The following is a 25,313-nucleotide window of genomic DNA, read 5'->3' as shown; positions in this document are numbered from 1 at the left end:
GAGTGTCACTTTCTGTCGTGCATATTTAGTTATATTAGTGCACATGGTAGCACTAAATAAGTCGAAAGCGAAAAAAGAAATTGAGTTCCTTTGCACAGAGTGCGGCAACACGACTCCCAAGTGGGCGGGCAAGTGCCCTTTCTGTGGGGCGTGGAGTAGCCTCAAGGAACATGTGGTTGAAAATCTCGTAGAGGGTGGGCGTGCTTCGCGAGGGCTCGGTGGCCCAGTCCATCAGATAGTCCCGCTTAAAGATGTCGCTGCCGAAGACACGCGGCGGCTGAGCACCGCCAATGCCGAATTTGACCGTGTACTGGGTGGCGGGCTTGCACCAGGTTCCCTGGTGCTCATTGGTGGCGATCCGGGAATCGGCAAGTCCACCCTGGTGCTTTCGACGCTCGCCACCATGACAGCCGCCGGCGTCAAGACGCTCTACGTCAGCGGTGAAGAGAGCGCCGTCCAGGTGAAGCTCCGCAGCGAGCGCCTGAATGTCGCAGGTTCCGATATGCTCCTGCTCTGCGAAACGAGCCTTGAAAAAATCCTCTCGCAGGCAGGTGAAATCAAGCCGCAAGTGCTCGTGATAGATTCTATCCAGACCGTTTACAAGGAAACCCTTTCGGGGACTCCCGGGTGTGCCACGCAACTTCGCGAATGTACGCTTGACCTGATGGTATTTGCAAAGAACACGGGTTGCATCACGATTCTCATCGGGCATGTCACCAAGGACGGCCAGATTGCGGGGCCACGCATCTTGGAACACATGGTCGATACGGTCGCCTATTTCGAAGGAGACCGCAACCATCAGTATAGGCTCTTGCGCACCATCAAGAACCGCTTCGGTGCAACGGACGAAATCGGCGTCTTCGAGATGACGGGCCATGGACTCTCGTCGGTCGAGAATCCAAGCCGCGTATTCTTGCAAGAAAATGTCCCCCCGACTCCGGGAAGTGTCGTGTGCTGTACGCTGGAAGGCTCCCGTGCGATGCTCTTTGAAACGCAGGCGCTGGTGAGTTCGACGACTTTTGCCGTGCCGCAGCGTGTGGCGGCGGGCATCGACCCGAAACGCCTTACAATTATTCTTGCTTTGCTCGAAAAGTTCGGCGGGGTCATCGTCGGGGCATCCGACGTGTTCGTCTCCATTGCTGGCGGGCTGAAGGTCTCCGACACTTCGTCGGATCTCGCCCTTGCGCTCGCCATCGCGAGCAACCATCTCTCCATTCCGCTGGGGCGCCAGTCCATTGTCGTGGGTGAACTCGGACTGTCGGGCGAGGTCCGATCCGTGAGCCTGTTGGAAACCAGGCTCAAGGAAGCCCGCCGCCTGGGAATGACCGAAGCGGTTGTCCCTGCTGCGGGTCGCTTGCCCGAAAATACCTCCGGCATGAAGATTGTGCAGGTCCGCACCCTCTCCGAAGCGGTGAACTGGCTCATGTCCAAGAAGTAATTGTCGCGAGCGGTCTTATAACAAAAAACCTCGGTTTTCACCGAGGCTTTTCAATTCCGTTTTTGGCTAGAGACTATTCTTCGTCATCAGCGTCTTTTTTCTTTCTCTTCTTCTTCTGAGAAGAACCAGAGCCTTCGACCTTGATGTCGGCAGCCTTTTCACCACGCTTGGTGAAGCCGTACTGGCGCGGGTCAAAGCCGGACGGGAACACCGTCTTGTTGTCGTAGATCACCTTCTTGGCGGTGAACTTTTCGATCTTGGCACCTTCGAGGTTTGCACCGGAGAAGTCCACGTCTTCCATCTTGGTGTCGGCGTCAATCTTGATGCCCTGCATGTTGGCGTTGGTGAAGTTCACCTTTTCGAGCTTGGCACCGGCAAAGCTTACGCCCGCCAGGGTGGCAAGGATAAAGTCAGAACGTTCGATGGTGGAGTTCGCGAAGTTGGCCTTGGTGAGGTCAGCCTTGTCGAAGATGTTCTTACGAACATAGGCACCGTCGAACACAGCCTTCAAAAGTTCTGCGTTCTGGAAAGCGTTCTTGCTCACTTCGGTATCATAGAAAGATGCCTTGGAAAGCTTCGTCTTCACGAAGGAGTTCTTTGCGACGGAGCCCTTGTCGAAGATCACGCCCGTGAGGTCCTGGTTGTCGAACTTCATGTTCTTCACGGTGGACTGGGCGAACTTGGCCTTCTGGAGCTGAGTCTTGGAAAGATCGACATCATTGAAGGTCGTGAGCGAAAGGTCTGCATCCTGCAGGTTCACGTTGTTGAATTCAACACCGCTGAAGTTGGCCTGAGAAAGACCAGCTTTTGCGAAGTTCACGTCAACGAGGTCAACGCCCTTGAAGTTGGCGGCAATCAGGTTACAGGCGGTAAAGTCCGTCTTGACGATGGTGGCCTTGCGGAGGTCGCTGTTAGCCATCAAGGAACGGGAGAAGTTTGCACGGGTGAGGTTTGCCTTGCTGAAGTCGGCTGCAGTAAGGTCCACATCCATCACGGACGCCTGGGTGAGGTCGGACTTGCTGAAGTCCGTCTTGTCGGACACCTTCATGGCATCGAGACGAGCGTTCTTAAGGTTGGTCTTGGGGAACTGGCTGTCGAGAAGCGTTGCACGGTAGAGGTTCGCTTCTTCCATGTTGGAGCCTTCGAAGGAAGATCCACGAATGTCAGCACCGCTAATAGTTGCCTTGGTGAGGTTCGTGTTTTCGAAGTTGGCGTTGCTAATCACGGCGTTCTGGAAAGAAACTTCCCTGAGGTCTGCACCCTGGAAGTCCGGGCCTTCACCTGTAGCACGACGGAAGTCCGTGGTGTGCGCGACTGCCTTTGCGTTCCTGAAGTTGAAACCATCGATACGCTTGTTACTGAAAGAAACGTTCAGGTCCTTGCCTGCCCAATCGTCCTGGGCATAAACATTGAGAGCAAGCGCGCTCAACAGGCACAGGCCGAACTTTGATACACTCTTCATATTCATATACATTTTCCCTTTAAGGATAAACCAAATAACGGATAACCCTAAAATAACTAAAAAATTTGACAAATAACAATAAAAAAGAAAAAAACTTTATAAATAAATGCTAATTTGTTCCCCGAAATGGCAAATTTTGCATCAAATCAATATGATGTAGTGGTTTGCGGGGCCGGTCCTGCCGGTCTCATGGCCGCTTGCACCCTGGGTCGTTTGACTGGCGGTGCCAGACGGATTTTGCTTTTAGACAAGAAGGAACCCTGGAAAGAACCGATTTTCTGTGCCGAGGCGGTCTCCAAGGATCGCTTGAACAGCCTTTGGCCGGTGGATGTTTCGTTTGTCCGTGAAACCCTTTCTGGAATCTACTTTACATCGCCCAAGCGTTTCCGTGCTGAATTTTACAGCAAGGACTGCGGCTTAATCTTGGACCGTGCGCGATTCCATCGAAACCTTTCGGATGGCTGCATTGCAGCAGGCGTGGAATGTCATTACGATGCGCTAATCAAGAAGCTCGAAAAGACAGCTGCTGGCTGGAGTGTGTCGGTGTCTGTGCCGGGTGGCGAAATTGAAACTCTTTCTGCGTTGTCCGTAATAGATGCGTCTGGCCCAAGCTGCAAGCTCACTCGTGGAATAGCCTGTCTCGATGGAATCGAAACGGGCGATGCCGATTTGGAACCCGCCATCTTTGCGGTAGCCGAGGGCATCGAGCACAGCAAGGAGCATATCGAGCTTTTCTTCGGTTCTGAATTCGAATCGGGTTACGGCTGGATTTTCCCGCGCGACGGCAAGGAAGTCAACATCGGCTTTGTGCTTGGTCGCGACGTAAAGCACCAGGTTCCGCTTCGCAAAAAGCTTCTGGATTTTATTGACCGTGATTACCCCAAGGCAACCGTCAAGGCAGTGTACGGTGGCATGATCGCCTGTAGCGGCGCTGCGGTAAAGCCGCTTGCAAGGTGCGGTCTCTTTAAGGCGGGTGACGCGGCTAGCTGCGTGAACCCTATCAGCCGTTCGGGCATTGTCGAAGCCCTGCTTTGCGGCAAGGTCGTCGCCGAATCGGTCAAGGAATGGCTGGACGATTCCGGTGCAAACCGCAGCGCTATCGAAGCCAAGGTGCTCGATCGCTGGATGGCCGCGCTTGGCGACAAGCATGTGCAGGTGGCCCGAGCAAAAGTCGGTTTCAATAAAATCAGCGACAGACAGTTTGACCGTGCGGCAGAAAGGCTATCAAAGCTCCCGCGCGAAAAGCAGACGCTGTTCCGAATCTTCTTTAATGTTTTGTGGGCGGCACCTTCCTTGATTTGGAAGATGCGTTCCTTCTTGCGGTAGGTTTATGGAAGCAGCAATCAGCGAACAGATGAATGCGCGTTTGAGTGAAATCCGCGACAAGTTTGCGGGCTTCAGCGATCCCGACGACAAGTGGAAATTTCTCTTGGACTTGGCGCGCGCCCATAAGGGGATGGATGCAGCCTTGAAGGCGGAAAAGTTCATTATCCAGGGTTGCGCCTCGACCATGTACCTGGTACCGAACTTTGACGGTGCAAAGATCCACTTCGAAATGGATGTCGAGGGCGGAACCACGAATCCGCTCATTAGCCGTGGGCTCGGTGCCTTGGCGCTCAAGGTCTATAACGACATGGCTCCGGCAGACATCTTGGCCGTCGATCCGAAGTTCTTTCAGGATATCGGTCTGAATGTAGGCCTTTCGCCGACGCGATCGAACGGCTTTGCAAGCCTTGTGAAGCAGATTTATTTATATGCAAGGGTCTTTGCTGCCCTCGCCAAAAAATAGGGATAAAAAGTAGGTAGAATATGTTCAGTTTCTTGAATGGAAAGAGCCCCTTTGATGAGGCCGAAGAACGCCTGGAAGCGGGCGAGACCGTCAATGGAAAACCGAAACTTCCGACCGGACCGATCATGGGTTGGCAGGACGGCGTGTTCCTTCTGGTCATCATTGGCTTGATCGTGGGCGGCTACCAATATTACCAGTACGTCAAGCGCAACTGTGCCGAAACCTTTGCCGCTTGCGATGCCCTGTACGTGGCCGCCGCTACGGATGCTACGAAGTTTGCTGAAGTGGAAACCTGCTACGAGGCAACCTGGGACTTGGCGTTCGTGAGCGACACGCTCGAAGTGCTTCGCCAGAATCGCCTGGGCGAAATTGAGGACTTGCGCAACGCCCAGAAGGACCTGCTTGCAAATGCGAATGCCGCACTTGACAAGGGCGACACTGCCGCTGCCGCAAAGATCGTGACCGAATACAAGGGCGCCATGCTCCTTTACACCGGCGACAAGAGCGAATGGGACGAAATCGTAAAGATTGCCGAAATTCAGGCTGCTAAGGATGCCGCCAAGGCCTCGGCCGTAGCTACTCCCGCAGAAGTGGACTCTTCTGCCAAGTAATTAGATTTTCTATATTTAAAACGTCAAAAAATTTCCTAAAAGGACATTCAAAATGGCTAAGAAAGAATCCAAGAAGAAGGTTGTCCTCGCCTATAGCGGTGGACTCGATACTTCCATCATCATCCCCTGGCTCAAGGAAAACTACGACTGCGAAGTGATCGCTTTCGCCGCCGACCTCGGTCAGAACGACTTCCCGGACGCTAAGGCCCTCGAAGACAAGGCTTTGAAGACTGGCGCTTCCAAGTGCTACGTTCTTGACCTCAAGAAGGAATTCCTCGAAGACTACGTTTGGCCGACCGTTCGCGCCGGTGCTAAGTACGAAGGAACCTACCTCCTGGGTACTTCTTTCGCCCGTCCGCTTATCGCCAAGTACCAGGTGAAGATTGCTGAAAAGGAAGGCGCCTACGCTGTTGCTCACGGTGCTACCGGTAAGGGTAACGACCAGGTCCGTTTCGAACTGACCTACGCTGCACTCAACCCGAAGCTCGAAGTCATTGCTCCGTGGAAGGACCCGAAGTGGACGTTCCACAGCCGCGAAGACGCTATCGACTACGCTGCCGCTCACAAGATTCCGCTGAACGGCATCAGCAAGAAGAAGATTTACTCCGAAGACGGTAACCTGTGGCACCTCTCTCACGAAGGTGGCGTCCTGGAATTCCCGGAACAGGAACACAAGTACGAATTCCTCAAGCACACCAACACGTATGAAAAGGCCCCGAACAAGGCTGACCACGTGACGATTACCTTCGATAAGGGTAATCCGGTGGCTATCGACGGCAAGAAGATGGGCGCTGTGGAACTCCTCGAATACCTGAACAAGATTGGCGGCAAGAATGCTTGCGGTCTCCTGGATATCGTCGAAAACCGCCTCGTTGGCCTCAAGAGCCGCGGCGTGTACGAAACTCCGGGTGGCACGCTCCTGTACAAGGCTCACGAATGCCTTGAGCAGCTCGTGCTCGACAAGGAAACTTTGTTCGAAGCCCAGAAGATGTCCATGACGTACGCGAACCTCGTGTACAATGGCCAGTGGTTCACTCCGCTCCGCCAGGCTATGGACGCCTTCTTCGCCGAAGTCAACAAGGTTGTTACCGGTGACGTGACCCTCAAGCTCTACAAGGGTAACATCATTCCGGCTGGCATCAAGAGCCCCTACAGCCTCTACGACATGGGCCTCGGTGGATTCACCGATGTCGACATGTACGACCAGAAGGACGCAACGGGCTTCATCCGCTGCTTCGGCCTTCCGCTCAAGACGCGCGCCTTGTTGCTCGGTAACAAGACCAACGTCGACTTCGGCAAGCCGGTCGTGCTCCCGAAGAAATAAGGCAAATGTCATGCCGTGCTTGTCACGGCATCACCGTAAAAATCCCTCGGTTCAAAACCGGGGGAATTTTTGCTTTTGGACCTCTGCACAGGGAAAAATGTGCTGAAATTCACAGCAGTGCTTTTTTTTTATTGACAAAGTGTGTTTTTTTTTACATTTTTGTTTCAAATGAACTCCACCATGTAAGGGGGAAATTATGAATATCAAACAGACGCTTTTGGGATGCACTTTGGCATCATTTATGTTTGCCGCCTGTTCTTCCGACGATTCCAGCACTGGAGGTTCGTCGGGTTCTTGCGACGTGTCCGCATTGCCTGCATCGAACCTTTCCTTTGAAAGTACATCCGATGGCTGCCTTGCGAGCCAGTCGATGGACGCTGTTGCCTTTATGTCCGTGGTTGCCGACTACACGAATGCGGGTTGGCTTCCGGTTTCCGCGAACCCGACTCCGGATGGCGGTGGCGAATACGTGTTCTCCAAGCAAGAGGGCTCGGTGACGCATAAGGTGACCCTGACCAATAGTGCAGGTGCGGTGACGGCAGTTTATGTGAAAACGGGTGACGAACAGGGCGGTAAAGAAAATTCGGATTCCTCTGATCCCAAGAAAAATGTTCCCAATGCGTCCCAGTGCGACTTGGCGACAAAGCGCCTGCCTGCAAGTGCGCTAGCGTGGACGCCGACTTTTGCCGGTGGATGCGAAGTGTTGCAGGAATTTGCTCTGGCCGATTTGCAGGCACTTGACGAAGAGCTTTTGGACATGGGCTACTTCAAGCAGTCCCTGTCTGCCGAGTCCTACAAGTATGTGCTGGATGACTGGAGCAAAGAAGAGGGATTGGCCTTCAAGGATACGCTTGCTTTTGTGTATGCAATGGGAACCTTTACGGGTACGTTCAGCAGTGCGTCAAGGGATTTGACAAAGGCCGAAAAGATAAGGCTTCAATTGTTTGACGCCTACTTTGAACTGGTGACGGCGGATATCCTTGGTGGCGACCCCACCCCGTACTTGCAGGACAACGTGTTGATTGATCCCTTGAAAAACAACGAATACCTGTATGTCTATGGGAAAATGCCGTTTACGCAAGTTGCATCCCACGACCAGTTTGTCGCTGCGGGGTGGAGCTGCTCTGTTGCCGGGGCGATCACATGCAAGAAAGAACTGGCTGGCGTGATGTATTATATGTCTTATCGCATAGACAACAATGACTCGCCGAGCCAAAGAAAGATCAGGGCGTACTTCTCGCTAGATGGCGCTACCCCTCCCAAGTAGTCGGCCTATTGAAACGGTAAGCTAGAATTCGACCATGTATCCGGCGCCCCAAAGAATTTTTGGGGCGTCGTGTTTTTTGTACCGGTAGGCAGGTACGCTAATTTGTGTGTAGAATCCGTACAGGTGCGTCCAAAGCTCGATCGAAATATCTCCGATTTCCTTGTAGTTGTACGGGTAAACGTACATGGCTCCGTTCGCCCTGTTGAGCGCCTGGTGCATTTTGTTCGGGGCTTCGGCGAATTCGTAGCCACCGCCGATTCCGGCATCGAAGTTGAACGGCAGTTCTCGGAAAAATGTCCAGAGCAGGCTTCCGCGGAATCCGCACCAGTAGTCATTGGGGCCGTTGTGGACTCCCATTCCCTGAATTCTCAATACGGCATCCTTGTAGCCGATTCCGCCGACAAAGACAATCGGGGTCTGGTTTCTGGCTCCAAGTCCGGCGTCAAAGCGCCAGTTGCTGGAATGACCATAGGTGGCCGCAAAAAGAACTAAAAAAAACAGGGTGCGAAAAACGGGGCGAAACATGGTCTAAATATAGCCAAAAGCGATAATTATACTCGCAAATTTCTTTTTTTATTCCTATATTGTTTGACAAATCACGGCTTGGGTTGACCAGGCCATAAAAAAGGAAAGAGAAATGAAATTGAAATCCTTAATCATGGCATGCGCTGCCGCTTGCGCATTCGCCGCACCTGCAATGGCTGAGGGCGGTATGTTCGAAGGGGCTCTCCCCGAAAACTGGACTGCCGATGTGGTGGCCGCCGTTCGCTACAACTGGTACAACTTCAGCAACTGGCAGAAGGATGGTACTTCCAACTACACGTGGCTCGTCACTTACGATGCCGACGTGCAGGGCAAGTGGAAGGTCGCCAACTGGCGTAACCTGATCGACATCGACCTCGGTCAGACCTGGACTAAGGGCGTGGGCAAGCGTAAGTCCAATGACCGCCTGTTCTGGGAATCCATGCTCGACTTCAACATGACCGAAGTCCTGAAGCCTTACATTGGCAACCGTTTCGAAACGCAGTTCATGAAGGGCTACGAATATACCGAAGACGAAGATGGCAACGAAGTGAAGCATGCCATTTCGAGCTTCATGGACCCCGCATACGAAACTCAGGTGGCTGGTCTTGCCTACATTCCGAACGAGAACTTCTCCCAGCGCTTGGGCTTTGCAAACCGCATGACTATTTCTAACGGCTACGGCTATGCCGACGACAAGGATACAGACAAGTTCGAAAAGTTCCGTGACGAACCCGGTCTCGAATCCATCACCGAAGCCAAGTACGCCTTCTCCGACATCGTGAGCTTCAAGACCCGTTTGTGGGCCTTCTGCAACTTCGAAGGTATGGAAAAGATTGACGGCCTTTGGGAAAACTTGCTCTCTGTGATGATTGCTCCGCTCGTTGAACTCCAGGTGGGCTTCGACATGGCCTACGACTGGGATCTCGACGAAGACACGCAGTACAAGAGCATGCTGCTCTTCGGCCTGACCTGGCGCTGGTTCTAATAAGACCGGACCGGTTAAATTCTGCAGAGTCCTTACTCTGGAACCGGTCCTCTCGCAACCGCCCCTGTTTAATAACAGGGGCTTTGTTGCTCACAGTAATGAGACCGGGCTGGCTGCAAATAAGTCGGTTCTTACCATTGGCCAGCCCTCTCGCCACCGCTCCAGCTTAACGCTTGGAGCTTTGTGGCTCACAGAGACCGCTCGCGTCTTTTATGTCATCCCCGCGTAGGCGGGGATCTCCTATGAAAAAATCCTCGGCTTGAACCGAGGATTTTTTTATTCAATATTTTGTTTTATTTCTCTAGATCCGCTTTCATGGCGCGGATGGCGGCTCCGCGGTGGCTGATGCCTTTCTTTTCGGCAAGTTCCATCTGCGCGAAGGTGCGGTCGAATCCGTCGGGAACAAACAGCGGGTCGTAGCCGAAACCCATGTCGCCGACGGGGGCGTTGTTAATTTGTCCGCGGCATTCCCCTTCGTAAATTTTGGGCTCGCTTACGGTCCAATTGCCGTCGACTTCAGAAACCTTCTGGTACGAAAGTGCGCAGAAGTAGCGTGCGCTGCGGTCCGTGACGCCATCCAGCTTTTGCATAAGCTTGTCGTTGTTTGCCTGGTCGTTGCCGTGGTAGCCGCAATAGCGTGCGCTGTAGATGCCCGGTTCCCCGTTCAAGGCGAACACTTCGAGCCCAGAATCGTCAGCAAGCACACTTGCCTCGATGTGCTTTTCGCAAAGCCACTTAGCGACAGTACTCGACTTGATGATGGCATTTGCTTCGAAGGAGTCGCCGTCTTCAACGATGTCGTCTGCAAAGCCAATGTCCTTGAGCGTCTTGAATTCCTTGTTCTCGGTTCCAAGAATGTGCGCAAAGTCCCTGATTTTTCCAGGGTTTCCTGTTGCGATTACGAACAAATGTTTCATCTTAAAAGGTCTCTCGTCTGTAGGCTCTTTGAGCCATTCTTTCGTCTAATTAGTAATGTTCCGGTTTCATCACGATAAGGATCGCATCGACAACGACGCCTACGCCGCAGAGACCGCCGGTGCAAAGCCAGAGAATTCCGGTCCATATCTTACCTTCGTAGAAGCGGTGCAGGCCCAGGTAGCCCAGCAAAATGCAAAGGGCTAAAGCGATCCACTTGTTGTGTTCACCTTGTGCAGGCATAGGAGTCTCCTTTAAGTGCCTACAAATATAGAAAATACACGTATGAACCGCCAAATACTCCCTAATGTTGCCAGAATGATAAAATTATCTTACATTTTTGAATATGGAAGGTTTGAAGAAAAATTTTATACTCGTAGCTGTTTCAACGTTTGGAATGTTGCTTGGCTTGATAGGTCTTGTTCCTTTTTATCCGGTTTCATGGGGCGCTTCGATTGCTTTTGCTGTTTTTGTGCTTGTGTTCCTGTGGCAAATTCATGCGGCCGGAGAAGTGGGCTACGAATGCGCCCTTCGTAAGAAACCAGCTCTCGTCTTTTGTATACTGGGACTCGTGGTTGCTGCAATCCTCATTTCCAGGGACACGCCTGTTCCTGTGCCTTTGGTGTTTGTGGCTGTTGCAAAGAATCTTTGTTTCTGGTTCGTCCTTTACGAAATTTACATATTCAAGCAACTTTACACTCCCGCTGCAACGGGGCGGACCCTGCCCCAGAAAAAGAATGAAGATGATGCGGCGGTGAAGGCCAGGCACGACGTCTCGGCTGTCATCAAGAAAAAGATAACCCGTTTTTCGCTGTCGCATGCTGAACGCGAGTTGTATTCGCTCGTGGGGCTCACTACGGTAAAAAAGGAAATTCTTTCGCTCAAGAACATGATCCTGGCGCAGAACAAGCGTGTCTCGGTGGGGCTTCCGCCGATTCCGATGTCCTACCATTGCGTGTTTACCGGGAATCCCGGCACGGGCAAGACGACTGTGGCGAGGATTGTGGCACAGATATACAAGGACCTCGGCGTTCTTGAAAAGGGACATCTGGTGGAATGCGACCGCTCCTCCCTAGTGGCCGGTTATGCCGGACAGACCGCCATCAAGACAAACGAGGTAATCGACAGCGCCCTCGATGGAGTCCTTTTTATTGACGAAGCCTATACATTGGCTCGCAACGAAGGACAGGATGCCTTTGGGCAGGAGGCGATAGATACACTTTTGAAGCGGATGGAAGATGACCGAAACCGTCTGGTGGTCATTGTGGCTGGGTATACGGATGAAATGAAAACGTTTATTGATAGCAACCCGGGCCTGTCTTCGCGTTTTAACCGCTATATTGAATTTTCGGATTACAGCGCATCGGACCTTTATGAAATCTACAGACGCATGTGCGAAAAGCAGAAGCTGGAACTCTCGCCTGAATTTGAATGTGCCCTGAAGGAGTTGCTGCAAAAGATTGTGGACAAGGCGGATCGCTCCTTCGGCAATGGTCGCGGCATTCGTAATTTGTACGAAAAGACGCTGATAAACCAAGCAAATCGCCTTGCGAAAAAGGACTATGATGTTTCGGAATTGCTGAAGCTTTTGCCCGAAGATCTGCCGAGCGATTGCTAATTTTTGACGCTAAAAATTTTTAGAAAGATTCCCTTAGGTCAATCGTAATGCCGATGTGCTTGCCGTCGACAAGCGAGAGGTCTCCACGCGCGTGCAGCTTTTCGCTCTTGTTCAAAGCGAGGCGTCCGCCAAAACCCACGGCGTAATGCACCTGGCGCCTAAAGAGTTCGCTGAAGTAGGGTGCCGTCTGCAGGGCTTCTCCAAAGATGACTCCTGCGAACCGCCAAAAGAGCGGACGGCGGAATTCCATTTGCCAAATCAGGGCCTGCGTGTCGCTCCAGATTCCCGATTCCACTCCGCGGAAACGCTTGGTGCCGTCGGGGCCGGCGAGGCATCCGAGCGGAACGTTGTCGCCGCGGCTCTGCTTGGCGTAAAGTCCGAGCGCAATCGATGTTTCCCAGAATAGGGGCGCGTAGAATCTGGCGTCGAAAGTCTCGGTATGGTAGCTGAAGTCGCCTCCGAAGAATATTTCTTCAAAGCTGGCGTAGTAGCCTTTGGTAGGCCAGTTGTCGTTGTCTTTCTTGTCGAGAACAAGCAGGTAGCCGCCGCCTAGATAAAAACCGTCCTGATAGCTTTTGGGGATGTCGCTTCCGAGTTCGTTGTCGCGGGCTTCGCCTTCGATGACGACTCCGTAACGTAACGGAATTCCGTTTGGAATGCCGAAGTTCATTTCGAACGGAAGCCGGCCGTAAACGAAGGAACTCTTGTATTCGTCGACGGGGTCGAAGTCGCCACGAGCCCCGCGCTCGAACAGCGAGTATTGCCACTTGTTCAGGTTGAGCTTGGCGGGTATATGCAGGTGGTCGTGGAGTAACCACATGTTCGGTGCATATTGGAACTGGAATTGCCCGCGTGTGGTTCCGCGTGCGATAAAGTCCATCGAGGAAATGTTTTCGCCATCTTGGAAAGGCCTGAAGAACAAGACAAAAACCGCACCATATTGGATTTTGGTTTCTTCGGTGTAGGCTCCGAAGGGCAGCAGCGAGAATCGCTGGAAGTTGTCGTCGGCAGCCGTGTCGCTAGAAACAGCTGTGCTGTCTGCTGCACGGGCGAAAGCAGTAAGCGCAAGGCATACGATAATGGTGTTGAACAACTTCATATACTACAAGTATAGAAAAACATTTTTGTTATATTTGATCAAAATTCACACTTCACACCTCACATTTCGAAGCGAAGCGAGCTAATTATGGCCGAACAGAATAAAGCAGAAAAATTCGTTTTCTACATGTACAAGATGACCAAGTCCTACCCGCCTAACAAGGAGGTGCTGAAGGATATTTCCCTCAGTTTCTACTACGGCGCAAAGATTGGCATCATCGGCCAGAATGGTGCCGGTAAGTCGACGCTGTTGCGCATCATGGCGGGCATCGACAAGGAATTCCAGGGCGAAGCCTGGATTGAACCGGGCCGCACCGCGGGCTACCTGCCGCAGGAACCGCAGCTGGACCCGAACCTCACCGTCAAGGAAAACGTGATGCAGGCCGTTGCCAAGAAGCAGGCCGTGCTGGACCGCTTCAACGAGATTTCCATGAAGTTCGCGGAACCCATGGAAGATGACGAGATGAACAAGCTCCTCGATGAACAGGCGAAGCTTCAGGACATCATCGACGCGCAGGATTTGTGGAGCCTCGACCGCAATATTGAAATTGCGATGGACGCGCTCCGTTGCCCGCCGGGCGACTGGCCGGTGACGAACCTCTCCGGCGGTGAAAAGCGCCGCGTGGCCCTTTGCCGCTTGCTCCTTGAAGAACCGGATTTACTGCTCTTGGACGAACCGACGAACCATCTGGACGCCGAAACGGTTGCCTGGCTCGAACGCCACCTCCGCGAATACAAGGGCTCCGTGATTTTGGTGACCCATGACCGTTACTTCCTTGACAACGTAACGAACTGGATTCTGGAAATCGACCGCGGTCGCGGCATTCCTTGGGAAGGCAATTACGCCCAGTGGCTTGATCAGAAGCTGGAACGCCTCCGTGGCGAAGAGAAGGGCGAATCCGACAGGCAGAAGCGTTTGGCCCGCGAACAGGAATGGGTCAAGCAGAGCCCGAAGGCGCGCCAAGCCAAGAGCAAGGCCCGTCTCAAGGCTTATGAGGAACTCTTGGCCGAAGATTCCCGCGAACAGATCAAGGTGGCGCAGATCCATATTGCAAACGGCAAGCGCCTGGGCGATATCGTGATTCAGGCGGAACACCTGCAGAAGGCCTTTGGCGAAAAGGTTCTGTTCGACGACTTGAACTTTAACCTGCCGCGCTCCGGCATCGTGGGCATTATCGGCCCGAACGGTGCAGGTAAGACAACGTTGTTCAAGATGATTATGGGTCAGGAAAAGCCCGATGGCGGTACGCTCAAGATTGGCGAGACCGTGGAAATCATCAGCATGGAACAGGGCCGCGACAGCCTCGACGACAGCAAGACCGTGTGGGAAGAAATCACCGGCGGGAACGACGAGATTATGGTGGGTGACCGCAAGATGAACGGCCGCGCTTACTGCGGACTCTTCAACTTCACCGGTGCCGCCCAGCAGAAAAAGCTCACGACGCTTTCGGGCGGTGAACGCAACCGTGTGCTCATGGCGAAGAACCTGCAGAAGCCGGGCAACCTCTTGTTCCTCGACGAACCGACCAACGACTTGGATATCGAAACGTTGCAGGCCTTGGAACAGGCAATCCTCAAGTTCGCAGGCTGCGCCGTGATTATCTCCCATGACCGCTGGTTCCTGGACCGCATCGCTACCCACATCCTCGCTTACGAAGGCGATTCGAAGGTGGTGTGGTTCGAAGGCAACTGGAGCGAATACGAAGCCGACCGCCGCAAACGCCTCGGCGAAGACGCCGACAACCCGAAGCCGATTAGATATAAAACTCTGAAGAGGTAATGCATAGCGTGGAATGTGTAATGTGGAATGAGGGATAACACATTTCACATTAAACACTTCACGTCACACATCGCGGCTTCTCCGCTCACATTTTTTATGCTCCATGTTTTTAGACACGAACTTCGCCTGATATTCCGGGATCCGCGCTTCTGGATTCCGTTCATCATCCCGCCGGTGATTCTCGCGGCGAGCCAGGGGATTGCGGTCTCCCGCTATGGCGGGCAGATTATGGAAGGCATGGAAGGCTATATGATGCTTTTGCTCGGTTGCCTCATGGCCCCGATGGGTTCGCCGTTGGCCGGAGATTCGTTTGCGGGCGAGCGCGAGCGCAATTCGCTTGAACTGTTGCAGCTTTCTCCCATCGCGCCTGCGAGGCTCTTCTGGGGCAAGTTGCTTGCTATTCTTCCGTTTCCGGTGGTCTTTGCCTTGCTGGCACAGTTGGGTTACTGGGTGTCGCATCCAGAAATTTCAAAGATGTCTGCGGTTGCGTCTGTTCTCGGGGCGCTTTCGGCGGTGCTTCTTACGACTTCTTTTGCGTTGATTGTGTCGCTCCGTGTTCGTACGGTGCGTGCAGCTACGCATATTACATTGTTTCTCATTGTGCCCCTCCTGCTTTTGGTGCAGCTTGGTCACGAAGCTTTTTTGAGCGGGCTTTTTGTTCCGCTGGTAACCCTCGGCGTCTCTATCTTGCTTACGGTTGCGGTGGTTTACTGGAGCATGCGCAAGTTTGTCAGTTTGTAGAACGGTTGTAATTGTAAAATAAATTTTTGAGAACATTTTGAAAGTGGCGAATTTTCACGATTTTCGCCATTTTTCTTTATTTTGTGGCAAAATGTAGGCGCATAATCGTCCGAAAGACGAAATTTCCTATTGACTTTTTCCTTTTTTGAATATAAATTTTGAGAAAAATTTTGAGAACAATTCAGGCGGGTTGCCTGCGGCTCAAAAAAAGGATGGATGTTATGGGTTGTAATTCGTTGAAAATGTCGCTCTCTGCGCTGCTTGTGTGCGGGGCGACGGTTGTCGGTACGGCGACTTCCGCGTTCGCTGTCACCTCGCCGGACTTTCCGATGGCGGGCTTTGCCACGCAGAATGGCGGCACCACGGGCGGCAAGGGATATTCCGAGGTCACGGTAGACAACGTGAGTGACCTTAAGAGCTACGCCAAGGCGGGCAACAAGATTATTTACGTGAAGCCGGGGACGTACATGGGCCCGGTGGAAGTCGGTAGCAACGTGACGATTTACGGTTACCAGGGCGCCATCATCGCGCAGCCCAGCTCGGGTAGCGCCATGAAGCTGAGCGGCTCGAAGAACGTCATCATCCGCAACCTGAAATTCAAGGGCGCCGGCGCGCACGACGATGATGACGAGGATTGCCTGCAGGTGAATCACGAATCGAAGAACGTGTGGATTGACCACGTGGATGTTTACGATGGTCACGACGGCAATCTGGACATTACCAATGCCTCGGACTACGTGACGATTTCGTGGACTAAGTTCAGCTACACTTCGGCGTCAACCGGCCACCAGTTCAGCAACCTGATTGGCAACAGCAAGACGAAGACGAGCGACCGCGGGCACCTGAACGTGACGATTCACCATACGTGGTGGGCAGACGGCGTGGTGGAACGCATGCCGCGTGTGCGCTTTGGCAAGGTGCATGTGGCGAACAACCTTTTCGACAGCAAGGACGCGAGCTACTGCGTGCGTGCGGCCATCGAGGCGGACATCCGCATCGAAAGGAACGTGTTCATTGGCGTGCAGAAGGCGCTTGACCTCTACACGAGCGACGGTGCCATCACGGCGGCGCAGATGATCGAAAATTACGAAGAGAATGTGAAGAAGCCGCAGTCGGGCACGGGCACGGCGTTCAAGCCGAGCTATTCCATGAGCCTTACCGACGTGAGCACGCAGGCAAAGGCCTATGCCCTGCGCGATTCCATTAAGTTGTATGCAGGTGCTACACTTCCTGATCCGGGTGCATCGACCGTGGTGACTCCGGCAAGCTCCAGCAGCGCAAAGTCTAGCTCCAGCGTGGCATCGAGTTCTTCGGCGAAGTCTAGCAGCAGCGTTGTGCCTGCATCGAGTTCTTCTGCCAAGTCCAGCTCGTCGCAGACGCCTGTCGCGGGCGAGGCTAGCCTCACCAAGCATGGCTCGGGCAGCACCACGCAGACGGTTGCCGCTGGCGAATCTATTGCAGAATTCTACTTCACAGTTGCAGGTGCTACAGGTGCCACGGTGACGGGCCTTCCGGATGGCGTGACGGGTACGCTTAAGGGGTCAGACTATTACATCTCTGGAACAGTTTCCGCGACGGCGGCGGCTGGTGCGTACAAGTTCACTGTCACCACAACGGGCGCTACGAAGAACGCCTCCAAGAGCGGAACAATTACCGTGACGTCCGCGAATGGCGAGGCTCCGGCGTCGAGTTCCTCTCAAGGTGTTGTGATTGTCGACGAGTCCAGCAGTTCTGTGGAATCTCCGTCTTCTGATAATGACGTTGCTGCACTCTATGCTGCACCTGCCGCACATCTTGATGTCTCTATCGAAGGAAGAATGGTGTCGGTGCACGGCGCAACTCGCATGGTCTACCTTCTTGATGCCCAGGGTAAGCTCGTCGCAAAAGTCCAGCCCACGGGTAACGTGTGCTCTATTGCCGTGCCCCGTGCCGGTTCTTACCTCTTACGCATCGGTAATGAATTGCGTCGCGTATCAGTGCGGTAATTAGTCTTTCAAGTAAATGCTTCGCCCGTCGTTCAGCATCAGGATGACGGGCAATTTTTTTGCTGTAAACACACCGCCGTTCAAGATGCCGCTTTCGATCAGTTGCCCGTTGAGGCTGAATGCCTTATACGGGGAGTTTGCTTTTGTGCCTGTAATCTGGTAGCGATTCTGACCGAGCTTTTTGAAGCTGAACCTTGCCTGTGTCAATCCCGGGACTGCGGGGGAGGCTGTCGTGGATTCGGGTGCGAACCTGTAATCCGGGCAGAAGTTCAGTGTGTCGAGGAGGAAGGCGTGTATTCCGGCCACAGCCGAGCTTGCTAGCGGTACATCAGCCTTGTCGATATCCTTACCGTCGTTTCTCCGTCTTAATTCGGGCGGATTGAATTCGCAGCCGGAGTAGCCCCCTTCTTTCCAATAGTATCTACCGCAGAGTTCAAAAACATGGTTCACCAGGGAGTCCGCTTGTTCGGCTGTTCCCTTGAAAACGCCCGCCTTTTGCAACCGTGCGAACTCGTCTTTGAATACAGCATCGTGATGCACGCTGAAGAGCGAATCAACGAAGTCGTCTTGGTTGTCGGAATAGGCGACGCGCGCCACCTTGACCACCTTCTCGGAGGCGATTACGATCGTGGTGGAGTCCAGCTCGGATCTGTACATCCATACCGTGTCGGTGCCGGAAACGTTCTTTACGGCGGGCTCGCGCTGATCCATCTTGGAGAGGTCCAGGTAGCTGCCCTCGAATAGATAGAGGGATACTGCTGGGTATTCAAAATAAGCTCCGGTGCTTCCTGATTCCCTGACGGGGGGCTCGTAGCTGCATTCCGCCGCATGTAGGCTTGTGGACATAATTCCTGCGGATAGTAGGCCCGCACGTAAAATGGCTGTGAAATTCATGTTCTCTTCTCCTAGTTAACCTTCAAATAAGGAAAATAGTAAAAAAAGAGCCCTGTTTTCAAGTCTGTCAAAAATGAGTGATTTGAGTCATCGGATGCTGTCGTTTTCCAGCTCGTCTCGCAGCATATTTGATGCGGCGGACTTGAAGATGCTCCTCATGAATTCGTCGTAGCCGGGTTCACCCTTCTTGGGGTGGGGCCGGGGAGTACTGGCAGCAATCTTTTTCTTCAGTTCAAGAATTTCCTTTTCGTCCATATTTGCCTCGTTTTTTTTGTAATCCTGTTAAATATCGCTTGTTTTGCAAGAATTGTAAAGAAATCCCTGTCATAAATGAGGGGAATTTTTTTTCTGTTTGTAAAAAAATAGAGTATATTTGTAACGGATGATTCGTGAACTTGTTATTATGGGCGCGGTCTTGATGAACTTATTGGAGAAATGCCAGAAAGGGCTATGAAAAAAGGCAACTTTAATTTTTAAGGAGTGAAAAAATGAGTGAACTTCGTCAATGTAGGATATGTAAAAAATGGCTAGATTCTTCTTGGGCGATGTATGATGGTGTTTGCGTTGCATGCCTAAATGAAAGAGAACGTCAAAAAGAAATTGAACAGCAGCGACGAGAAGATGAAGAACGTCGCCATCGAGAGATGATGGAATTAGAGGAACGTCATCATCAAGAAATGCTTGATGCTACCTTGCCTTGGAATCCTTGCTCACATTGTGGAACTAAAACGAGACAGGACAAAATTAAAGAAGTTGACGGAAAAAAGCTTTGTGGTGATTGTGCGGATAAAATTAGAAAATGTGATTATTGTGGATGCAAATATGTGATGAGCGGTCGTAAGGTTATTTATAAAAAAGTTGAAGATTTTGTGAAAAAAGGTAGTGAAATATATCACAACTATGCAAATTGGGTTCATCCTCAGAATGAAAAAGAAAAGCGTTCTTATGAACAGTATGATGGAATTCGGAGAACACTTGAATATATGTGTCCTTCTTGCTATGAAAAAAGCAAGAATAATCAAAAAGAAATGTGGGAAACAAGTCACAAATTAAAAACCGAATATGAAAAACTAAAAGCGGCCAAGGAAAGGGCTGACCGCGAAGAAGAGGAGCGTAAGGAGCGCGAAGCTGAACGCAGGAGACAAGAGAAAGAAAGAGAAGAGGCCGAAGAAGAAGCGCGTAAAGAAGCTGCCGAAAAGAAGTCTAAAGCAAATATGTCCGCAGGATGTTTGGGCTTTATTATGCTAGTGACAATATTAATCGCCTTTTATGCAAAAGGCGGAAATATGGGCGCTGCATTGGTCCTGGGTGTAGGTGCTTTTGTTTTGTCAATGGTGCTTAGATCAGTTACAAGCCATTTGTTTGTTGGATTGATTTTTGCACTCTGCTTTGAAATGGTTTTCGGACTTATTATAAGCATAGTGTGTTATTTTGTTTGGCATGCGTTTGTAGCGCCGCTAGTGATTTGCTTCTTTGCGTTCCTTTTGCTCTTTACAATATTGAGTGCAACGGGAGTCATTGATAAAACCCCTGAAGGAAAAACTCCTTTTGATTCCATTGGAGATTTCCTTGATAAGTTTCATTAATTGATGAAAACACAACAGTTTATTGATAGCGCCGCATCGATAAACTGTTGAACAGCTTTAATGCGGCTATGAGGATATGGAAATGCTAGGAAACTTAATGGAAAAAATATTCCGTCCAAAACCGGTAAAGGCTGAAAGTGAAGTTCATTTGCAGGGCTTGATTTTGGGTAGGTTGAAAAGGAAAAAATTTGATTGTGATTTAAATAATATCGATGTATCGTTGATTACGGATATGAAGAACCTTTTTAATGGCGGTGGTGGTCTGCGTCAGTTCAATGGTGATATCAGCAAATGGGATGTGTCTAATGTGAAGAACATGTATGCAATGTTTGACAATACACAGTTCAATGGTGATATCAGTGATTGGGATGTATCTAATGTGACTAGTATGAGTTCGATGTTTTCTCAGGCTCAATTCAATGGCGACATAAGTAAATGGAACGTGTCAAAAGTGACTAATATGGGCTTTATGTTTTCTCGCTCGAAATTCAAAGGCGATATAAGTGATTGGAATGTGTCTAATGTGAAGGATATGCTTGGGATGTTCCGCGGATCACTGTTTAATGGCGATATAAGCGGCTGGGATGTCTCGAATGTAGTCAATATGTCGTATATGTTTGAGGATTCTGAGTTTAATGGCGACATAAGCGATTGGGATGTCTCGAATGTAACCGACGTGACAGATATGTTTAAAAATTCAGCTTTAGAGCGTTCAGGTAATATTCCTGATTGGTATTATAAGAAGACTAAGGAAATTCGAGCTAAAGAAGAATGGCCTGGAGAAGACGTGGATCCAGATGAAGAATTTGATTTAGAGGAATAGTGATACTTTTTTTGAATGTCTTTGAGTCGAAAAAAAGATAGGAGATGATTTGTTATGGAGAATACCTGTCCTCGTTGTGGGACCAATCTTGCTTATGGGGCGAAATTCTGTATGGAGTGTGGAGCACCGATTGTGCAAGAGAAAATTTGTTCTCAGTGCGGTGCAGAATTGCCTCCTGAGGCAAAGTTTTGTGTTTTCTGCGGGGCAACGCAAAAAATGCTTGGTTGCTCTGTTGTAGCAAAAGACAAGGAACACTTGATGAGCCTTATTGATGAATCTATTGCTAAGGATGGGCTAGAATGTGACTTGAATTTCATTGATGTGGGACATATTGAAGATATGAGCGGGATCTTTGCGTGGGAAGAAGACTCTCAGCGACATGATTTTAATGGTGATATCAGTAAATGGAATGTGTCTAACGTGAAAGATATGTCGGCTATGTTCTATAGTTCTGCGTTTAATGGAGATATTAGCAACTGGAATGTATCCAATGTGACCAATATGAGCGAAATGTTTGGTCAAGCCAAATTTAATGGTGATATTAGTAGATGGAATGTATCTAGCGTAACTACGATGCGAGAAATGTTTAATGAATCTTGGTTTAACGGTGATATCAGTAAATGGAATGTGTCCAATGTGACAAATATGCGTTGCATGTTTTTGAACTCCCAATCCGATTTTTGTTATGGTTTTGATGGCTGGAATGTTTCAAAAGTGAAAACAATGCGTGCTATGTTTCGTGGGTGTATATTTAGTGACTGTGCAATGATTTGTGCCAGTCTTAATCGATGGAAGGTGCCAAGTTCAACTGACGTAGAGGGAATGTTTGTGGACTCTACATTGGAACAAAAAGGTATTTTCCCAAAATGGTGTTCTGACAAGCCGGTCAAGGAACCTGAATTGAATTGGTCTGATGTTAAATTGGAATGGTTTGATCCAACTTTATCGGGCAGTGAAGATGCAAATACAAAAAATGCGAGTTTTGTTGATGACCATTTAGATGAAGAAGATGAAGATTAGTTAAGCCATGAACCGGGATGATGTCGAAAAATTGCGACCATGGTTCCGTATATGAAAAAGAGGTGCTCCATGTGGAGTACCTCTTTTAAGTTCACTGAACTAGGCGAAGTGAATTACTTCAGTTCCTTCAACGCAGCCTCATTCTTCGCGATAATGTCTTGCTGTGTAGCCAACTTTACTCGTTCGGCGTTCACGACCGCCTCGGGAGCTCCTGAGACAAACTTTTGGTTAGAAAGCTTTTTCTCAATCGAAGCAGCGAATGCCTTGGCCTTCTCGATTTCTTTTTCGAGGCGGGCGATTTCTGCAGCCGGGTCGAGGATTCCTTCCAGCGGGATGTAGAGTTCGCCACCGGGCACCACGGCGCTGGCGCTGAACTTCGGCTTCACGGCCTTCACGGCGACGCTCAGGTCAGAAAGACCCGAAAGTTCGGTGATGATTGCCATGCAGTCCTTCACGCTTGCTTCCGTCGCGGCATCGTCCACGCTCACCACGGCGTTCAGCTTGGTAGCGGGGCTCACGTTGTAGCGGCCACGCACGCCACGCACGCTTTCCACCACGGCGAATGCCTGGTCGAATGCGGCTTCAATCTTCGCGTCAATGAGCGATTCGTCGGCCTTGGGCCATGCGCGGCTGATCACCATTTCGCTGCCCTGGAACAGGATGCTGTTGAGTTCTTCGGTAATGAACGGCATCACCGGGTGCAACAGGTCAAGCACGTTCTTCAGCACGTAGCTGAGGATGGCCATCGCGTTCTTCTTTTCGGCGGTGAGCGTCTCGCTGTTGATTACGGCCTTCTTGATTTCCAAGTAGCTGGAGCAGACATCGTCCCACACGAAGCGGTACAGGAACCCGGCGAGTTCGGCGAAGTGGTATTCTTCGAGCATGCGGGTGGCGTCCTTGATGGTCGTCTGCAGGCGGCTAAGAATCCACTTGTCTTCCAGTGCGAACAAGCTCTTGTCCATCGGGAGTTCGGCGGCAAGTGCGCCGGCCTGTTCGAGCTGCGGGTAAAGGAAGCGGCAGGCGTTCCACAGCTTGTTGCTGAAGTTACGGCCGATTTCGAACTTTTCGCTGGTGTTGATTTCGCGGCCATCCGGCTGCTTTTCCTTCTTCACCGGCAGGCGCACGTCCTGGTTGTCGGTGCAAAGGCTTGCCATCACAAAGCGCAGAGCGTCGGTACCGTACTTCTCTTCGATATCCATCGGGTCCACGCCGTTGCCCTTGGACTTGCTCATGGTCTGGCCATTGCCGTCCAGAATCTTCGGGTGAATATACACCGTGTGGAACGGAACCGTGCCCATGTTCTCCTGGCTGAAGAGCACCATGCGGGCGACCCACAGCGTAATGATGTCGCGGCTCGTCACGAGCACGCTGGTGGGGTAGTAGCGCTTGAGCGTGTCGGTGTTTTCCGGCCAGCCCATCGTGGAGTGCGGCCACAAGCCACTGGAGAACCACGTGTCCAGCACGTCTTCTTCCTGCTTGAGTTCGTGACCCGGCACGGCGTCAGACTTCAGGTCTTCTTCCTGGCTGCACACCAGGTAGCCGCCGTTTTCGGCCTTGTAGAAGTAGATGTCGTCGCGGCCCGCGAATGCGGCCTTCAGTTCGTCTTCGCTAGCGTCCGTGTGCCAGATAGGAATGCGGTGGCCCCACCAGAGCTGACGGCTGATGCACCAGTCGCGCTTTTCAGCGAGCCAGTCCAGATACTTGTTGGCGTAGCGTTCCGGGATAATCTTGATTTCGCCCGACTTCACGGCGTTCATCGCGTTTTCGGCGAGCACGTCCATCTTCACGAACCACTGGTCGCTGAGGTACGGCTCGATAACGGTCTTGCTGCGGTCGGAGTGGCCCACGTCCATTTCGTGGTCTTCCACCTTGATCAAAAGTCCGAGCTCTTCGAGACCAGCCACCACGGCGTCGCGGGCGGCCTGGCCCTTGAGACCCTGGAACTTGCCGGCGTTCTCGTTCAGGCTGCCGTCATCGTTCATGATGTTGATCATCGGGAGCTTGTGGCGCAGGCCCGTCGCATAGTCGTTGGGGTCGTGTGCGGGTGTCACCTTCACGGAACCCGTACCGAAGTCCTTGTCCACGAGGATTGCGTCGGCAATCACCGGGATTTCGCGGTCAACGAACGGCACCTTCAGCATCTTGCCGATGAACTGCGCATAGCGTTCGTCGTTGGGGTGCACGGCGAGGGCGGTATCGCCCATAATCGTTTCCGGACGGGTCGTAGAAACGGGGATAAATCCCGAACCGTCGGCCAGAGGATACTTGAACGTCCAGAAGTGGCCCTTCACGTGTTCGTAGTAGATTTCGTCGTCGGCGACGGCGGTCTGGAGCTTGGTATCCCAGTTCACCAGGCGCTTGCCGCGGTAAATGAGGCCCTTCTTGAACAGGTTGAAGAAGGCGTGGCGCACGGCCTTCGCGCAGACCGGGTCCAGCGTGAAGCGCTGACGGCTCCAGTCGCAGCTGACGCCCAGGCTCTTGAGCTGCTTAGTGATGCGGGCTTCGTATTCGTCCTTCCATTTCCAGATGCGTTCCACCAGCGCGTCGCGGCCAATGTCGTGGCGGGTCTTGTGTTCGTCCTGGAAAAGGCGCTTTTCGACCACGGCCTGCGTGGCAATGCCCGCATGGTCCGTACCCGGAATCCACAGCGTGTCGCGGCCCGTCTTACGGCGGTAGCGTACCAAAATATCCTGGAGCGTATCGTTGAGAGCGTGTCCCAGATGGAGCGCGCCGGTAACGTTCGGGGGCGGAATCACGACCGAGAACGGTTCGCCCTTTCCGCTGGGTGCAAAACTGTTATTCTCAGCCCAGGTCTTATGCCATCGGGCTTCCACATCTTTAGAATTGTAACGAGTTTCCATAGTGGGCACAAATTTAGAAATTTTTGGCCCGGAAATTATTCTGCCCAGATAATTCGGCCGTCTTTGCGGGGGTGCGCCGCGGGCTGTTCGCAGTCCGGGTAACCCAGGGCGCAGTGGGCGATGCCAACCCATTCGTCGGCATTCAGGCCGAGCGACTTGAGAATTTCCTTGCCCTCGTCGCTTTCGACTTCTTCCTTGGCGCGGTGGATCCAGATGCTGCCGAGGCCGAGACTGTAGGCGGCGTTCATCAGGTTGCCCATGGCAAGCGAACCGTCGTACAGGTAGGTCGGAATTTCTTTTTTCGCAAGGACGAGCAGAATCACGGGTGCGCCGTAGAACGGGTCGAAACCCTCGTCCCAGCCGCCGATCTTACGGTTCATTTCGGAGATGCGGTCGCGCAGTTCCTTGTTCGTGATGGCGACCACGGTGGCGGCCTGCTTGCCCATGCCGCTTGCGGCGTAGATCCCCGCTTCGGCAACTTGTGCGATAAGCTCCTTGCTCACGGCGTCGGATTTGAATTTGCGGATGCTTCTGCGGTTGAGCAAAGTCTTGATTGTTTCGTTCATATAGTCTCCGGGAAAAGGGATGATA

General features: G+C 51.9%; 23 protein-coding genes. 14 read left to right on the top strand and 9 right to left on the bottom strand.

From position 1 onward, the window contains the following. Positions 1 to 43 precede the first annotated feature (43 nt). Positions 44 to 1,438, top strand: a complete 1,395-nt coding sequence (gene radA, locus ACKI61_RS13805; protein ID WP_407458248.1) for a DNA repair protein RadA — start codon at positions 44 to 46, stop codon at positions 1,436 to 1,438. Between the two features lie 73 nt (positions 1,439 to 1,511). Here radA and ACKI61_RS13800 read toward each other — a convergent pair whose 3' ends face one another. After that, positions 1,512 to 2,900: a pentapeptide repeat-containing protein gene (locus tag ACKI61_RS13800; protein ID WP_407458247.1), complete on the bottom strand. Its 1,389-nt coding sequence runs from the start codon at positions 2,898 to 2,900 to the stop codon at positions 1,512 to 1,514. Between the two features lie 126 nt (positions 2,901 to 3,026). On the opposite strand from ACKI61_RS13800, the gene ACKI61_RS13795 reads away from it, so the two are divergent. The 5 genes from ACKI61_RS13795 to ACKI61_RS13775 all read left to right on the top strand — a co-directional run bounded on the left by ACKI61_RS13795 (position 3,027) and on the right by ACKI61_RS13775 (position 7,891). Beyond that, a complete protein-coding gene (locus ACKI61_RS13795; protein WP_407458246.1) occupies positions 3,027 to 4,226 on the top strand; it encodes an NAD(P)/FAD-dependent oxidoreductase in 1,200 nt (399 codons plus the stop codon). 4 nt (positions 4,227 to 4,230) lie between these two features. After that, on the top strand, positions 4,231 to 4,689 hold the full coding sequence (locus tag ACKI61_RS13790) for a SufE family protein (RefSeq protein WP_407458245.1): 459 nt from the start codon (positions 4,231 to 4,233) through the stop codon (positions 4,687 to 4,689). 20 nt (positions 4,690 to 4,709) lie between these two features. Further along, positions 4,710 to 5,300 (top strand): hypothetical protein, encoded by a 591-nt coding sequence (locus tag ACKI61_RS13785; RefSeq protein WP_407458244.1) that lies wholly within the window; start codon positions 4,710 to 4,712, stop codon positions 5,298 to 5,300. Between the two features lie 52 nt (positions 5,301 to 5,352). Then, a complete protein-coding gene (locus ACKI61_RS13780) occupies positions 5,353 to 6,624 on the top strand; it encodes an argininosuccinate synthase (protein ID WP_088656535.1) in 1,272 nt (423 codons plus the stop codon). 196 nt (positions 6,625 to 6,820) lie between these two features. After that, positions 6,821 to 7,891, top strand: coding sequence for a hypothetical protein (locus ACKI61_RS13775; RefSeq protein ID WP_407458243.1), 1,071 nt, complete (start codon positions 6,821 to 6,823; stop codon positions 7,889 to 7,891). Between the two features lie 21 nt (positions 7,892 to 7,912). Here the strand turns inward: ACKI61_RS13775 and ACKI61_RS13770 are convergent, their stop codons facing one another. Continuing rightward, on the bottom strand, positions 7,913 to 8,416 hold the full coding sequence (locus tag ACKI61_RS13770; protein WP_407458242.1) for a hypothetical protein: 504 nt from the start codon (positions 8,414 to 8,416) through the stop codon (positions 7,913 to 7,915). Positions 8,417 to 8,528: 112 nt separating this feature from the next. Between ACKI61_RS13770 and ACKI61_RS13765 the strand changes: the two genes are divergently transcribed. Further along, the gene (locus ACKI61_RS13765) at positions 8,529 to 9,401 is read left to right on the top strand and encodes a DUF3078 domain-containing protein (RefSeq protein WP_407458241.1); all 873 of its coding nucleotides are present in this window, start codon (positions 8,529 to 8,531) and stop codon (positions 9,399 to 9,401) included. A gap of 293 nt (positions 9,402 to 9,694) precedes the next feature. Here ACKI61_RS13765 and rdgB read toward each other — a convergent pair whose 3' ends face one another. Then, positions 9,695 to 10,318, bottom strand: coding sequence for an RdgB/HAM1 family non-canonical purine NTP pyrophosphatase (rdgB, locus tag ACKI61_RS13760; protein WP_407458240.1), 624 nt, complete (start codon positions 10,316 to 10,318; stop codon positions 9,695 to 9,697). Positions 10,319 to 10,367: 49 nt separating this feature from the next. Continuing rightward, positions 10,368 to 10,559, bottom strand: coding sequence for a TM2 domain-containing protein (locus tag ACKI61_RS13755; protein WP_073053469.1), 192 nt, complete (start codon positions 10,557 to 10,559; stop codon positions 10,368 to 10,370). Between the two features lie 103 nt (positions 10,560 to 10,662). On the opposite strand from ACKI61_RS13755, the gene ACKI61_RS13750 reads away from it, so the two are divergent. Beyond that, entirely contained in the window at positions 10,663 to 11,934 is a 1,272-nt protein-coding gene (locus ACKI61_RS13750) for an AAA family ATPase (RefSeq protein WP_407458239.1), read from the top strand. A 19-nt stretch (positions 11,935 to 11,953) separates the two neighbouring features. On the opposite strand, the gene ACKI61_RS13745 is transcribed toward ACKI61_RS13750, so the two are convergent. Beyond that, the gene (locus ACKI61_RS13745) at positions 11,954 to 13,033 is read right to left on the bottom strand and encodes a BamA/TamA family outer membrane protein (protein ID WP_407458238.1); all 1,080 of its coding nucleotides are present in this window, start codon (positions 13,031 to 13,033) and stop codon (positions 11,954 to 11,956) included. Positions 13,034 to 13,120: 87 nt separating this feature from the next. Here ACKI61_RS13745 and ettA point away from each other — a divergent pair, with 87 nt between their 5' ends. From ettA to ACKI61_RS13730, 3 genes are all read left to right on the top strand, one after another. Then, positions 13,121 to 14,812, top strand: coding sequence for an energy-dependent translational throttle protein EttA (gene ettA / locus ACKI61_RS13740; protein WP_407458237.1), 1,692 nt, complete (start codon positions 13,121 to 13,123; stop codon positions 14,810 to 14,812). Positions 14,813 to 14,908: 96 nt separating this feature from the next. Continuing rightward, on the top strand, positions 14,909 to 15,553 hold the full coding sequence (locus ACKI61_RS13735) for an ABC transporter permease (protein WP_407458236.1): 645 nt from the start codon (positions 14,909 to 14,911) through the stop codon (positions 15,551 to 15,553). Between the two features lie 221 nt (positions 15,554 to 15,774). Beyond that, positions 15,775 to 17,538 (top strand): polysaccharide lyase family 1 protein, encoded by a 1,764-nt coding sequence (locus tag ACKI61_RS13730; RefSeq protein WP_407458235.1) that lies wholly within the window; start codon positions 15,775 to 15,777, stop codon positions 17,536 to 17,538. Here the strand turns inward: ACKI61_RS13730 and ACKI61_RS13725 are convergent, their stop codons facing one another. Further along, entirely contained in the window at positions 17,539 to 18,432 is an 894-nt protein-coding gene (locus ACKI61_RS13725) for a hypothetical protein (RefSeq protein ID WP_407458234.1), read from the bottom strand. It lies immediately after the preceding gene. Positions 18,433 to 18,519: 87 nt separating this feature from the next. Next, positions 18,520 to 18,687 carry a hypothetical protein gene (locus ACKI61_RS13720; RefSeq protein WP_173567687.1) on the bottom strand — a complete coding sequence of 56 codons (168 nt, stop codon included), beginning with the start codon at positions 18,685 to 18,687 and terminating at the stop codon, positions 18,520 to 18,522. Between the two features lie 233 nt (positions 18,688 to 18,920). On the opposite strand from ACKI61_RS13720, the gene ACKI61_RS13715 reads away from it, so the two are divergent. The 3 genes from ACKI61_RS13715 to ACKI61_RS13705 all read left to right on the top strand — a co-directional run bounded on the left by ACKI61_RS13715 (position 18,921) and on the right by ACKI61_RS13705 (position 21,861). Then, on the top strand, positions 18,921 to 20,018 hold the full coding sequence (locus ACKI61_RS13715) for a hypothetical protein (protein WP_407458233.1): 1,098 nt from the start codon (positions 18,921 to 18,923) through the stop codon (positions 20,016 to 20,018). A gap of 97 nt (positions 20,019 to 20,115) precedes the next feature. Then, a complete protein-coding gene (locus ACKI61_RS13710) occupies positions 20,116 to 20,841 on the top strand; it encodes a BspA family leucine-rich repeat surface protein (protein ID WP_407458232.1) in 726 nt (241 codons plus the stop codon). Between the two features lie 54 nt (positions 20,842 to 20,895). Further along, positions 20,896 to 21,861 (top strand): BspA family leucine-rich repeat surface protein, encoded by a 966-nt coding sequence (locus ACKI61_RS13705; protein ID WP_407458231.1) that lies wholly within the window; start codon positions 20,896 to 20,898, stop codon positions 21,859 to 21,861. 113 nt (positions 21,862 to 21,974) lie between these two features. Here ACKI61_RS13705 and ACKI61_RS13700 read toward each other — a convergent pair whose 3' ends face one another. Continuing rightward, the gene (locus ACKI61_RS13700) at positions 21,975 to 24,722 is read right to left on the bottom strand and encodes a valine--tRNA ligase (protein WP_407458230.1); all 2,748 of its coding nucleotides are present in this window, start codon (positions 24,720 to 24,722) and stop codon (positions 21,975 to 21,977) included. 35 nt (positions 24,723 to 24,757) lie between these two features. Further along, positions 24,758 to 25,288 carry a nitroreductase gene (locus tag ACKI61_RS13695; RefSeq protein WP_407458229.1) on the bottom strand — a complete coding sequence of 177 codons (531 nt, stop codon included), beginning with the start codon at positions 25,286 to 25,288 and terminating at the stop codon, positions 24,758 to 24,760. Between the last annotated feature and the right edge of the window lie 25 nt (positions 25,289 to 25,313).

This window comes from Fibrobacter sp., assembly GCF_045601785.1.
Classification (GTDB): Bacteria; Fibrobacterota; Fibrobacteria; order Fibrobacterales; family Fibrobacteraceae; genus Fibrobacter.
Note: the sequence above shows the minus strand (reverse complement) of the source record. Positions and strands in the feature narration are given on the sequence as shown.